Below are 11,168 nucleotides of genomic sequence, written 5' to 3' on the forward strand. Positions count from 1 at the left end.
CCCGCGATATCGGCGCGCAGCATGTCGGGGCGGCGGCGGGACATCTCGTCTGCGGTGGCTTTGCTCAGTAGGTCGGAATTGCCGCCACGGATCAGGGCAAGCGGCAGGCCATCCAAGCTGTCGAACAGCGGCCAGAGGTCGGGGGCAGGCTGCGCGCCAGCCGCCAGCACCGCATCGCGCAAGCTGGGGTCATAGCGGATGACAAGGCCTCCGTCACTTTCGGCGTAGTGCGCCTTGACCTCTGCCAGCCAGCGCGACAGGGGCACGTCGGTGAAATGGGTCCATTTTTCCGCGAGAAAGGCTGCCGCCTCGGCATAGGTCTTCTGTGCGGGATTGCGCCCGATGTAGTCCTTGATCACATCCAGCCCGCGATCCTCGATCACCGGTCCGATATCGTTCAGCGCCACGCCCAGCAGCCGGTCCCTGGCCGTTGCCGCCAGCACCATGGCAATCAGCCCCCCGCGCGAAGTGCCGAGGATCGCCGCCTTGCCAAGCCCCAGATGATCCATCAGGGCCAGCACATCGGCAGCCTCTTGCGGGATCGTGTAGGTGGCGGGGCCGGTCCAGTCCGATTGCCCGCGTCCGCGATAATCGGGACGGATCAGGCGCACGGGCAGATGCGGGGCGACATGGTCGAAATCGGCGCCGTTGCGGGTCAGTCCCGCCAAGGCGATGACCGGCGGCCCTTCGCCTGCGTCGGTGTAGTAAAGCGACGCACCGTCGTTTGCGGTAAAGCGGGGCATCAGGTGATCTCCGGTATGGTCGTGAGGTCGGGCAGGATGTGCTGCGGGCGGGCATAGAGGTTATCGACCGGATCGCCCGCGCGGTTCACCCACGCGGTCTGAAAGCCGTAGCCTGCCGCCCCTGCCGCGTCCCAGCCGTTTGACGAGACGAAAAGCACCTCGCCCCGGGCGCATCCGAAGTGCACCTCTACCATGTCATAGACCTTGGCATGGGGCTTGAAGACGCCGACGCTTTCAACGCTGAGCAGGGCGTCCAACTGTTGCCCGATCCCCGCCGAGGCGACCGCCGCCGCCAGCATCGCAGGCGAGCCGTTCGACAGGATCGCGGTCTGCTTGCCCGCCGCTTTCAGCGCCGCCAGCATGGCGGGCACCTCGGGGTAGGCAGCAAGTTCCCGGTAGAGTTCCAAGAGCCGGGTGCGGGTCGCCGGATCGTCCAGCCCCTGCGCCGCCAGCGCCCAGTCTAGACCATCCTCGGTCACGGCCCAGAAATCGCAGTGCCGGTCTGCCACCGCGCGCAGCCATGTGTATTCCAGCTGCTTGCGCCGCCAGTCGAAGGCAAGTTTCGGCCAGATGTCGCGCAGGACCGCGTGTTCCGGCTCGGCTGCGGCGGCCTGCGCTGCGGCGTTGACATCGAACAAAGTGCCATAGGCATCAAAGACGTAGGTGGTGATCGGCATCGGGGTCCTCGCTTGCCCGTATCGTGTCACGGGGCCCGTGCGACGAAAAGGGGCAATCGGTTTGCATGTCGGGACATGGGCCCTTAGGCTTTGCCCTTTATGAAACGACACAGGAAAGCAGAGACGATGACACAAGCCAAAGCAGGCGATACCGTAAGCATCCACTACACCGGCACACTCGACAACGGCGACCAGTTCGACAGCTCGGCAGGACGTGACCCGCTGGAGTTCGTTGTTGGCTCGGGTCAGATCATTCCCGGCCTCGACGCCGCCATCCCCGGTATGGCGGTGGGTGACAAGAAGGACGTCAATGTGCCCGCTGCCCAAGCCTACGGCGAACATAACCCCGACAACCAGCAGGCCGTGCCGCGCGCCCAGATCCCCGCCGAGATTCCGGTCGAGATCGGCACGCAGTTGCAGATGCAGACCCCGCAGGGGCAGGTTATCCCCGTGACGGTGGCCGATGTGACCGAGGCAGAGGTGACCCTGGACGCCAATCACCCGCTGGCGGGGAAGGACCTGAACTTCGCCATCGAGCTGGTCGAGATCAAGGCGGCCTGATCGGCCAAACCAGACAGGATTGACCGGAGCGGGCGCGTCTAGCGCTTCCGCTTCGGCACCCGGCTCATGAAGTCGGGCGGGCGCTTGGCGACCCATGCAAAGAATTTCGCAAGCCGTGGGTGGGCGCGCAAGGCCTCGGGGCTGGGATAGTCGCGGGCGAGTTCGGCCTCGGACAATGTGGCGTGAATTTCTTTGTGACAGATGTGGTGGATCAGGATCGTCGGGCCGCCCTTGCCACCCTTCAGCTTGGGGATCAGATGATGCTGGCTCTGCGGCACGCCCGGCGGGATCGGGCGCAGGCAAAGCGGGCAGGTGGGATGATCGGACATCGCGTGATTGCTCGGCTTCCGATCAGAGCGTGATCCGCATCGAAAACATCATCGGGTCGGCTTTCGCAAGTTCGGTCGGGGCTGGATCCGGCCCGAAACCAAGGCTTTCGTAAAGCGGGATTGCCTCTACGTGGTGTTTCGCGCCTTCAAGTCGCATCTCTTGAAACCCCAGAAGGCGAGCCTGCGCCATAATCGCCTCGCCCAGCTTGCGCCCTAGGCCAAGACCGCGTGCGGCACTCCGCACATACATGCGGTTCAATTCACAAAGCCGCCCTTCAAGTCCCTAACCTTTATCGGTCAACATGACGATGCCCTGCGCGATGCCATCGACACGCGCGATCAGTGCCTCGCCGACAGGAGGGCCGAAGGTCTCTAGAAACCGCTCAAGCTGGCCTGCCACATCCTGTGTTTTTATATACTTGCGGATCATCGGGATCTGGTCGGGATAGCGTTCGAAGAAGACATCGAACAGTTCCATCACCATGGCCTTTGCCTCGGCAATATCCTCATCCGAGCGGATTGCGTTGATCTGAATATCTCTCATGCCGCGCAACACCTCAGATGGCTCACCCACAGTCTTTGGGCCAGTATACCATGAGCAGCCAAGTATAGCGCATCATTTCGTCGTCGTGATGGAGATCGGCGCCCCATGCGCATCGGGCGCTTATGTCCTGACAAGCCGCAAAGTCACCGCCCTCAGAAAGCCGAACAGGTTCATCGCACCGGGCGGGGTCGGCCTAGCTGATATTCTCGATCTGCGGCATCCCCAGAACGTGGTAGCCGCCATCGACGTGGATGATCTCGCCGGTGGTAAAGGCCCCTGCGTCTGACGCCAGATAGACCGCCGTGCCACCAACCGCCTCGAGTGTCGCGTTCGACCGCAGCGGTGCGTTCTGGTCGGCGTGCTTGTAGGTGCGGCGTGCGCCTGTGATCGCGGCACCGGCCAGCGTTTTCATCGGGCCGGGGCTGATCGCGTTCACGCGGATGCCTTGCGGGCCCAGATCATTGGCCAGATAGCGCGTTGCGGATTCAAGCGCGGCCTTGGCGACGCCCATCACGTTGTAGAAGGGCACCACCTGATTGGACCCCTGGAAGGTGATCGTGATCAGGCTGCCGCCCTCGGGCATCAGCTCTGCCGCGCGACGGCCCACGTCGATGAAGGAATAGCACGAGATCGCGAGCGAGTTCTTGAAGTTCGCCCGTGTCGTATGGATGAACCGCCCGCCCAGTTCCGCCTTGTCGGAATAGGCGATGGCATGGACGACAAAATCCAAGGTGCCCCATTTTTCCTTGAGCAGGGCAAAGGCCGCATCCATGCTGTCGTCGTTGTTCACGTCCACATCGACCATGATGTCCGACCCGACCGACTGCGCCAGCGGTTCCAGCCGCTTGCCGAATGCCTCGCCCTGATAGGTGAAAGCCAGTTCCGCGCCCGCCTCGGCCATCGCCTTGGCGATGCCCCACGCGATGGACCGTTCGTTCGCGACGCCCATGATCAGACCGCGTTTGCCGTGCATCGAGATCGTCATTTTATCAGTCCCGCAATTTGGACAGCAGCATCGACCCGTTCGTGCCACCGAAACCGAATGAATTGGTCATCACTGTATCAAGCCCCGCGTTCTCGACCAAGCTGGTTGCGATCTCGGCCGCGTGCAGCGCAGGGTCAAGGGTCTCGACGTTGATTGAGGGCGCGATGAAATCCTGGTCCAGCATCAGCAGGCAATAGACTGCTTCCTGCGCGCCGGTGGCCCCCTGGCTGTGGCCGGTCATGGATTTGGTCGAGCTGATCGGCGGCGTGGACCCTTCGCCGAAGACGCGGCGCACGGCCTGCACCTCGCCCACGTCACCGACGGGTGTCGAGGTGCCGTGCGCGTTGATGTAGCTGACGCTGCGGCCTGCGGGCAGGGTCTTCAGCGCGCCGCGCATCGCCCGTTCACCGCCTTCACCGGATGGGGCGACCATATCGGCCCCGTCAGAGGTGGCAGAGAAGCCTGTGACCTCGGCGTAGATCTTCGCACCGCGCGCCTGCGCGCTTTCGAGGCTTTCCAGCACCACCATCGCGCCGCCGCCTGCGATCACGAAACCATCGCGGTCGGCGTCAAAGGCGCGGCTTGCGCGGCTTGGGGTGTCGTTGAATTTCGACGACATCGCCCCCATCGCATCGAAGAGGCAGGACAGGGTCCAGTCCAACTCCTCGCCACCGCCTGCGAACATGATGTCCTGCGTGCCAAGGGCGATCTGTTGCGCGGCCATGCCGATGCAGTGCAACGAGGTGGAACAGGCCGAGGTGATCGAGAAATTCATCCCCTTGATCTGATAGGCCGTGGCAAGGTTCGCGCTGACGGTCGAGGACATGCATTTGGGCACCGCGAAAGGCCCGATCCGCTTGGTGGCGCCCGTGTCGCGCACGACATTGTGCGCGGCCAGCATGGCAGAGGTGGACGGCCCGCCGGACCCTGCAATCAGACCCGTCATCGGGTTGACGACCTGTCCTTCGGTCAGGCCCGCATCGGCGATGGCCTGCCCCATGGCGATATGGGCATAGGCGGCACCCGGTCCCATGAAGCGCAGGGTGCGCTTGTCCACATGCTCGGTGATGTCGATCTTGAGCGTGCCGGCGATTTGGCTGCGGAAGCCGTGCGCGGCCATCTCGGGCGATGCCTCGATACCGGACCTTCCCGCTTTCAATGCGGCCGTGACCTCTTCGGCGTTGTTGCCGATAGGCGATACGATCCCGAGACCTGTGACGACGACACGGCGCATGGGCACCCTCCCTGATACTTGCTTTGTTGGCTTAGCTTTCGCTCAGCGCGACCTTCATGTCCGTCACCTGATAGATGACCTCGCCGTCGGCCTCAACAATCCCGTTCGCCACACCCATGGTCAGGCGGCGGGTCTGGATCGCCTTGGTGAAATCGACCTTGTAGGTCAGCATCTTGCGGTCGGGGCGGACCATGCCGGTCAGCTTGACCTCGCCCACGCCCAGCGCATAGCCGCGCCCCTGCCAGCCGCGCCAGCCGAGGTTGAAGCCGGTCAACTGCCACAGGCCGTCAAGGCCAAGGCATCCGGGCATGATCGGGTTGCCGGGAAAGTGGCAGTCGAAGAACCACAGGTCGGGCGTGATATCGAATTCCGCCACCACATGACCCTTGCCATGCGCGCCGCCATCGCCTGAAATATCCGTGATCCGGTCCATCATCAGCATCGGCGGGGCAGGCAGCTGCGCGTTGCCGGGGCCGAAAAGCTCGCCACGGGCGCATTTCAGCAGGTCGTCTTTGTCAAAACTGGTGGGGAAATCCGCCATGTACTCTGGTCTCGATCTTGTTGGCTGCGTCCACAGACGTCTATCATTGTGGTGTTTGGAAGGGCAAGCCAGCAGTTTTCCGAGTGTTTTTGTTTGAATATTTGCGCAATCTGACCATATATTGCGAAGAGTTATCAAAAAGAGCATCCGATGTCCGACCTTGCAATCGAGCGAAGCGCCAAATGGCTGTCCAGCGCAGGACTGCGTCCGACGCGCCAAAGGATGACGCTTGCCAGCCTGCTTGTGGGTGACGGGCAGGACCGCCATGTCACCGCCGAAAGCCTGTTCGAGGCGGCGTCCAACGCCGACGAAAAGGTCTCGCTGGCCACGGTCTACAATACGCTCAAGGCGTTTTGCGAGGCGGGGCTGATGCGCGAGATTACGGTGGATGGCACGAAAAGCTACTTCGACACCAATATGACCGACCATCCGCATTTCTTCTGGGAAGACACCGCCACGCTGACCGATGCCTCGGCCGAGAAGATGGAAATCAAGAATCTGCCCGATGCGCCCGAAGGGGCCGAGATCGCCTCGGTCGATGTGGTGATCCGCCTGCGCCGCAAGTAGCGGCGCAACACTTCATTAACCAATCTGCGGGATGGTGGCGGTATGATCCAGCCAGCGTCCCTCTTTGTGCCGGGCGGCACGTATTTCTTCACTCTGCGTCTGCAGGACGCGCGGGCCGATTTGCTGGTGCGCCATGTCGATGTCTTGCGCGACGCCACGCGTCTCTGCCGCAAGCGCTGGCCGTTCGCGATCGCGGCGGCGGTGATCTTGCCGAACCAGTTGCACATGATCTGGACCCTGCCGATGGGTGACGCCGATATCGGCAAACGCTGGCGGCTGATCAAGACGGGGTTCTCGCGCCACGTGCCCGCGCCTGCCTACCTGCCGCCCAGCCTTGTGCAGCGCGGCGACAAGGGCATCTGGCAGCGCGGCTTTTGGGAGCATCTGATCACCGATCAGGATGATTTCGACCGCCACGCCCATGTGATCCGGTCCGCCCCCGTGCAGGCGGGGCTGGTGACGCGGGCCAGCGACTGGCCCTATTCATCGCTGCATCACAATCTGCGCCGCGGTGCTAGAACCACTGCCCCGGTTCCATCAGCCCCAGATCCAGTAGCTGGGTCGAGGTCCAGTCGAACCGCTCTGACTGCGGCCAGTGGAAAAGGCTGATCGCATCGCGGCTGCCGGGGTTGCGGCGCAGCGCCTTGGCGGTGCGGAAGGACGGCACGGCGACGGTCAGGTTGTTGTGCCAGGGACAGGCGTAGGTGTTGTATTCGGGGAGGCTCCAGCTTTTGTCGGCCAGCATCTGCAGCCCGGCCCGCGCGCGCACGAAAGAGACGCGGTCGGTGCGCTGCCTGTCTTTGGGAATATGCTCTTCGAACCGCCAGCGCAGACCGCCCGCGATTTCAAGCTGACGTTCCAGCGGTTCACCGCCCGCATCCTTCAGGGCCAGTGCATAGTAGCCTGATTTGTCGAAATAGGCGTCCGTGCGGTCGACCCCGTTCGGGCGGGCGGTCAGGTCGCGCGCATAGAGGTCGATGACATAGCCCATCACACTGTCGCGCCGCTCTTCCGACATGAAGGACAGCATCTCGCCCACGCTGCGCGTCTCGCAAAAGGGGTAGTGCAGGTATTCGGCATTGTAGCAGTAGAAAAGCCAGACCCCCGGCAGCGCCTTGATCGTGCCGTTCAGCATCCTCTGCAAGGCTTGATCACTACTGGTGTCATGGTCCACGCGGATCACATCCGTCGCTTCGGTGGTGAACGGCAATTCCGGCGGGGCAAAGGCGATGATCTGTGCGAAACCGAAGCGGCGCAGGTGGGCGAAGGTGCTTGCGACCTCGACGTCATCCTCGACCATCACCAGCGCCAAGGGCCCTTTCTTCAGACGCTTCGGGGCATCAGAGAGGAAGGCGGCGAGATCGGGATAATGCATGCGCGGGCGTGTCCTGTCGGCGGTCCGGCGCAAAATCGGGGAAATCGCACCGCATTGCAAGGTGTCCCCCGAGCCGTTAGAAGACCGCGATCACCCAACCACAAAAAGCGATCCGATGTCCGCGCCGAAGAAGCTTTATATCAAGACCTATGGCTGTCAGATGAACGTCTACGACAGCGAACGCATGGCCGAGGCGCTGGGCGGCAAGGGCTATGTCGAAACGCAAAGTCCCGACGATGCGGACATGATCCTGCTGAACACCTGCCACATCCGCGAAAAGGCCGCCGAAAAGGTCTATTCCGAACTGGGCCGCTACAAGCACCTGAAGGCGGAGAAGCCCGACCTCAAGATCGGGGTGGCGGGCTGTGTCGCGCAGGCCGAGGGCGAGGAAATCATGCGCCGCCAGCCGATGGTCGATCTGGTGGTCGGCCCGCAAAGCTATCACCGCCTGCCCGCCATGGAAGAGGCTGTGCGCGGGGGGGGCAAGGCGCTCGACACCGATTTCCCCGAGGACGACAAGTTCGAGACGCTCAGGAAACGCGCCAAGGCCAAGCGCGGACCGACCGCCTTTCTGACGGTGCAGGAAGGCTGCGACAAATTCTGTGCCTTCTGCGTGGTCCCCTATACGCGCGGGGCCGAGGTGTCGCGCCCCGCCGATCGTGTGATCCGCGAGGCGCAGGAACTGGTCGAGGCAGGCGTGAAAGAGATCACCCTGCTGGGCCAGAACGTGAATGCCTATCACGGGCACGATCAGGGGCTGGCGGGGCTGATCTGGGAGCTCAACAAGATCGACGGGCTGGAACGCATCCGCTTCACCACCTCGCACCCCAACGACATGGATGACGCGCTGATCGCGGCCCATGGCACCTGTGACAAGCTGATGCCCTATCTGCATCTGCCGGTGCAGTCCGGGTCTGACCGGATCCTCAAGGCGATGAACCGCAAGCATACCGCCGAAAGCTATATCCGCCTGATCGAACGCATCCGCGCAGCACGGCCCGATCTTTTGCTTTCGGGCGACTTCATCGTGGGCTTCCCCGGCGAGACCGAGGATGATTTCGACGAGACGCTGGCCCTGATCCGCGAGGTCCACTATGGGCAGGCCTATTCGTTCAAATACTCGACCCGTCCGGGCACGCCTGCGGCCGAAAAGCCGCAACTGCCCGAGGACGTGATGAACGACCGTTTGCAGCGCTTGCAGGCGCTGTTGCGGGACCAACAGCAGGCGACGCAGGCGGCGATGGTCGGGCGCGAGGTGAAGGTGCTGTTCGAGAAGGCGGGCCGCGAGGCGGGCCAGATGATCGGCAAATCGGAATACCTGCACGCGGTCTATGCGCAGGCTCCGGCGGATGTCCTTGGACAGGTCCGCACCCTGCGCGTGATCGAGGACAGCCCCAATTCGCTGAAAGGCCAGTTGCTGTAGGGGCGTCGTGAACGGTTGGTCAGGTCGATTGGCCGTGCTGGCTCAGCTTGCCACAAGAAGGCCGGCCAGCCAGTGACCGATCGCCAGCAGATGCGAGACGAAAGCACCGTTCAGCGCCAGAACGCCAAGGGGTATCGCCGCAAGAACACCCCAAGACACGTAGAAGATGACATGGCGCAGTCCGAGCAGGATCCCGGCCCCCAGGGCGATCTCGCCGCGTGATTTTGCATGATCCAACTTCACCGCCGCAACGTCATCGACACACCGCGCGACGGAACCGGCCAAAAGAGGCGCGACGATCCCTGCAAAATGCGCCCAGGTCCAGAATGTGGTCGTCAGCACCATGAGGGTCAGCCACATCCCCTCGCCCCAGGGATCGGACTTGCCGATCTGCAGGAACGCTAGCCCGCCCGTCCGGACATCCAGAAAGCTGGAAAGCGCCACAAGGGAAACACCGATTGCGGCGGTTGACAGAACAACGAGACCGACAGCGATAACAAGGTCGGCGACCCCCAGAAGTATGATCGTGGGCATCCCGGTTTGCCCTTTGATGACCCTCTGCCCGATCATTTGACTGACACCCAGCGACACGGCATCCAGCGCGGCGTTCACAAGCGGCAAGGTCAACCAGACAACGGCGAAGATCCCCAATGTTTTTGCATCGATCGCGCCGAAGGCATCACCTGACACGATCGCGCCGAGCAAAAGCAGACTGCCGCTCGCGAGGCCTGCGGCGGCACCGGCCAGTCGGCCGCCCTCGGATTGCGGGACCATCGACCGCACCATGCTGCTGGCCCAACCCGCAATCGATCCCACAACGCAACCGACAATGATGCCGTTCAGCAAGGCCAGCGTCAAAAGTGGCGCGCCGCTGTCGCGAAACGAGGCAATCAAATGCGTAAGCAGCCCCGAGACCAGTCCCCCGGCCATCCCCACGAAAAGCGCCGTCAAGGGGCTGAACGTCGAGACGGCCGCGAAACAAGGCAGTGCGAAGATGACGGCAACAGCCATGGGATCGAGGCCGAAATAGGTGGCGAACCCACAGCAGATCCCCGAAATGACGGCAGCCGCCCCCAAACGCCCCGCTTTCTCGCCCGTGGGCATCGGTCGTCGGCCGAAAGGTGCCAGGATACGCCAGCTTGTCAGCCAGCTTGCCCCGACAAAGACGATGCAAATCGCGGCGATCAGGTTCTCCAGACGGGACCCGCTCCAACCGGCCGCGTTGAACAATCCGACAGACCCGACCGAGATGTCGCTCGCTGTATAGCTGAACAGCGCCGTCGCGACGACATAATAGAGGCTGAGGGCATAGCAGAACAAAAAGCTCTGATATCCCAGAGGCGGTCCGGTCAGACGCCCAAGCCCGGCAAGAACGCGGCCCAGTTGTTCGCGGTAGCGCGCCGACACGGACTGGCCGACCACGCCTTGCAGGTGCAGGTTGATCACCTCGACGACGATGCGGCGGTCGGGCACCCGGTTGGTGCCGTCCTCAAGCGCTTGCAACCGCTGTGCGATCCTGTGCTCGCCTGCGATTTCGGGCCAATGCATGAACACCGGAATCTCGTCGCGGGAAATGCCCAAGGCCGCACAAAGACGCTGCGCTGTGTTCGGCGTGATCTTCGACAGCCGGTTGTTTTCGACAGCAGAAACAAAGGACTTGCGGTCGGGGTTGCCCAGCGCGGTTGCCGCGAGGGCTTCCTGGCTCATGCCCATGGCGCGGCGCCGCTCTTTGACGAGCCTGCCGAATGTGTCCGCGTCCAGAGGGGTGCTGTCTGTTTCCATCATGCGGGCAGAGTCCATGCGACCGTGATGGATATTGTTAGGGGATTGCTGCGCTGTTTGCCAAGTGCTTGTCGCCATGGCCCGGGTTACGGGCCGGTCATCGCCCTGTCAGCCATCGTGGCGGCTTCCGTGTCCGAAAGAAGCGCGTGACCTTGCCATCGCCTGATCAATGCTCTGGCTACCTTGAAAAACATGATGTGATTCAAGCTGGTTACTTTCTCGGTCACCTTTTTGTCACGGCGCGACCGGCTGCCGAAGGTGAAGCTGAGAGGGTGCTTGTTCGACCGGTCAGGGGAAGCGGCACGGGATTATTGGCAAATGCGGTCCGTACCCAGGTCCGATTGGCGGAAGATCGCCCGAGAAAGGATTTTGACAATGCGTATTCTGATTTCGACCGCCCTGGTGGG

General features: G+C 62.7%; 15 protein-coding genes. 5 read left to right on the top strand and 10 right to left on the bottom strand.

Going from position 1 to position 11,168, the window contains the following annotated elements; all coding sequences use genetic code 11:
- Both V7N12_RS02170 and V7N12_RS02175 read right to left on the bottom strand, forming a co-directional pair.
- On the bottom strand, positions 1 to 743 hold a 743-nt coding region (locus V7N12_RS02170), incomplete at its 3' end, for an alpha/beta fold hydrolase (RefSeq protein ID WP_333712347.1).
- The gene (locus V7N12_RS02175; protein WP_333712348.1) at positions 743 to 1,420 is read right to left on the bottom strand and encodes a haloacid dehalogenase type II; all 678 of its coding nucleotides are present in this window, start codon (positions 1,418 to 1,420) and stop codon (positions 743 to 745) included. The genes V7N12_RS02175 and V7N12_RS02170, both read right to left, overlap by 1 nt.
- A gap of 126 nt (positions 1,421 to 1,546) precedes the next feature.
- On the opposite strand from V7N12_RS02175, the gene V7N12_RS02180 reads away from it, so the two are divergent.
- Positions 1,547 to 1,981, top strand: a complete 435-nt coding sequence (locus tag V7N12_RS02180) for an FKBP-type peptidyl-prolyl cis-trans isomerase (protein WP_333712350.1) — start codon at positions 1,547 to 1,549, stop codon at positions 1,979 to 1,981.
- Positions 1,982 to 2,019: 38 nt separating this feature from the next.
- Here the strand turns inward: V7N12_RS02180 and V7N12_RS02185 are convergent, their stop codons facing one another.
- From V7N12_RS02185 to fabA, 6 genes are all read right to left on the bottom strand, one after another.
- The gene (locus V7N12_RS02185) at positions 2,020 to 2,310 is read right to left on the bottom strand and encodes an HNH endonuclease (RefSeq protein WP_333712352.1); all 291 of its coding nucleotides are present in this window, start codon (positions 2,308 to 2,310) and stop codon (positions 2,020 to 2,022) included.
- 22 nt (positions 2,311 to 2,332) lie between these two features.
- Entirely contained in the window at positions 2,333 to 2,569 is a 237-nt protein-coding gene (locus V7N12_RS02190; protein WP_333712353.1) for a GNAT family N-acetyltransferase, read from the bottom strand.
- Positions 2,570 to 2,593: 24 nt separating this feature from the next.
- Positions 2,594 to 2,854 carry a hypothetical protein gene (locus tag V7N12_RS02195; RefSeq protein ID WP_333712355.1) on the bottom strand — a complete coding sequence of 87 codons (261 nt, stop codon included), beginning with the start codon at positions 2,852 to 2,854 and terminating at the stop codon, positions 2,594 to 2,596.
- A 193-nt stretch (positions 2,855 to 3,047) separates the two neighbouring features.
- On the bottom strand, positions 3,048 to 3,839 hold the full coding sequence (locus V7N12_RS02200; RefSeq protein ID WP_333712357.1) for an enoyl-ACP reductase FabI: 792 nt from the start codon (positions 3,837 to 3,839) through the stop codon (positions 3,048 to 3,050).
- A gap of 4 nt (positions 3,840 to 3,843) precedes the next feature.
- The gene (locus V7N12_RS02205) at positions 3,844 to 5,073 is read right to left on the bottom strand and encodes a beta-ketoacyl synthase N-terminal-like domain-containing protein (protein ID WP_333712359.1); all 1,230 of its coding nucleotides are present in this window, start codon (positions 5,071 to 5,073) and stop codon (positions 3,844 to 3,846) included.
- Positions 5,074 to 5,104: 31 nt separating this feature from the next.
- Entirely contained in the window at positions 5,105 to 5,614 is a 510-nt protein-coding gene (fabA, locus tag V7N12_RS02210; protein ID WP_333712361.1) for a bifunctional 3-hydroxydecanoyl-ACP dehydratase/trans-2-decenoyl-ACP isomerase, read from the bottom strand.
- Positions 5,615 to 5,764: 150 nt separating this feature from the next.
- On the opposite strand from fabA, the gene irrA reads away from it, so the two are divergent.
- Together irrA and V7N12_RS02220 are read left to right on the top strand one after the other, a co-directional pair.
- Positions 5,765 to 6,181, top strand: coding sequence for an iron response transcriptional regulator IrrA (gene irrA / locus V7N12_RS02215; RefSeq protein WP_333712363.1), 417 nt, complete (start codon positions 5,765 to 5,767; stop codon positions 6,179 to 6,181).
- 42 nt (positions 6,182 to 6,223) lie between these two features.
- Positions 6,224 to 6,790: an REP-associated tyrosine transposase gene (locus V7N12_RS02220; protein WP_333712365.1), complete on the top strand. Its 567-nt coding sequence runs from the start codon at positions 6,224 to 6,226 to the stop codon at positions 6,788 to 6,790.
- On the opposite strand, the gene V7N12_RS02225 is transcribed toward V7N12_RS02220, so the two are convergent.
- A complete protein-coding gene (locus V7N12_RS02225) occupies positions 6,696 to 7,556 on the bottom strand; it encodes a hypothetical protein (protein ID WP_333712367.1) in 861 nt (286 codons plus the stop codon). The genes V7N12_RS02220 and V7N12_RS02225 overlap by 95 nt on opposite strands.
- 115 nt (positions 7,557 to 7,671) lie before the next feature.
- Here V7N12_RS02225 and miaB point away from each other — a divergent pair, with 115 nt between their 5' ends.
- Positions 7,672 to 8,979 (top strand): tRNA (N6-isopentenyl adenosine(37)-C2)-methylthiotransferase MiaB, encoded by a 1,308-nt coding sequence (gene miaB / locus V7N12_RS02230; protein ID WP_333712368.1) that lies wholly within the window; start codon positions 7,672 to 7,674, stop codon positions 8,977 to 8,979.
- Positions 8,980 to 9,021: 42 nt separating this feature from the next.
- On the opposite strand, the gene V7N12_RS02235 is transcribed toward miaB, so the two are convergent.
- Complete coding sequence (locus V7N12_RS02235) at positions 9,022 to 10,764, bottom strand: helix-turn-helix domain-containing protein (RefSeq protein WP_333712369.1); 1,743 nt, start codon at positions 10,762 to 10,764, stop codon at positions 9,022 to 9,024.
- Positions 10,765 to 10,907: 143 nt separating this feature from the next.
- Here V7N12_RS02235 and V7N12_RS02240 point away from each other — a divergent pair.
- A partial coding sequence (locus tag V7N12_RS02240; RefSeq protein ID WP_333712370.1) for a hypothetical protein occupies positions 10,908 to 11,168 on the top strand: 261 nt, incomplete at its 3' end.

It is taken from the genome of Yoonia sp., assembly GCF_036770585.1.
GTDB lineage: Bacteria > Pseudomonadota > Alphaproteobacteria > Rhodobacterales > Rhodobacteraceae > Yoonia.

Coding starts and splice junctions, on each gene's coding strand:
- V7N12_RS02180 (WP_333712350.1), top strand. CDS start 1,547: ATGACACAAGCCAAAGCAGGCGATACCGTAAGCATCCACTACACCGGC.
- V7N12_RS02235 (WP_333712369.1), bottom strand. CDS start 10,764: ATGATGGAAACAGACAGCACCCCTCTGGACGCGGACACATTCGGCAGG.
- V7N12_RS02200 (WP_333712357.1), bottom strand. CDS start 3,839: ATGACGATCTCGATGCACGGCAAACGCGGTCTGATCATGGGCGTCGCG.
- irrA (WP_333712363.1), top strand. CDS start 5,765: ATGTCCGACCTTGCAATCGAGCGAAGCGCCAAATGGCTGTCCAGCGCA.
- V7N12_RS02175 (WP_333712348.1), bottom strand. CDS start 1,420: ATGCCGATCACCACCTACGTCTTTGATGCCTATGGCACTTTGTTCGAT.
- V7N12_RS02185 (WP_333712352.1), bottom strand. CDS start 2,310: ATGTCCGATCATCCCACCTGCCCGCTTTGCCTGCGCCCGATCCCGCCG.
- miaB (WP_333712368.1), top strand. CDS start 7,672: ATGTCCGCGCCGAAGAAGCTTTATATCAAGACCTATGGCTGTCAGATG.
- V7N12_RS02205 (WP_333712359.1), bottom strand. CDS start 5,073: ATGCGCCGTGTCGTCGTCACAGGTCTCGGGATCGTATCGCCTATCGGC.
- fabA (WP_333712361.1), bottom strand. CDS start 5,614: ATGGCGGATTTCCCCACCAGTTTTGACAAAGACGACCTGCTGAAATGC.
- V7N12_RS02225 (WP_333712367.1), bottom strand. CDS start 7,556: ATGCATTATCCCGATCTCGCCGCCTTCCTCTCTGATGCCCCGAAGCGT.
- V7N12_RS02220 (WP_333712365.1), top strand. CDS start 6,224: ATGATCCAGCCAGCGTCCCTCTTTGTGCCGGGCGGCACGTATTTCTTC.
- V7N12_RS02195 (WP_333712355.1), bottom strand. CDS start 2,854: ATGAGAGATATTCAGATCAACGCAATCCGCTCGGATGAGGATATTGCC.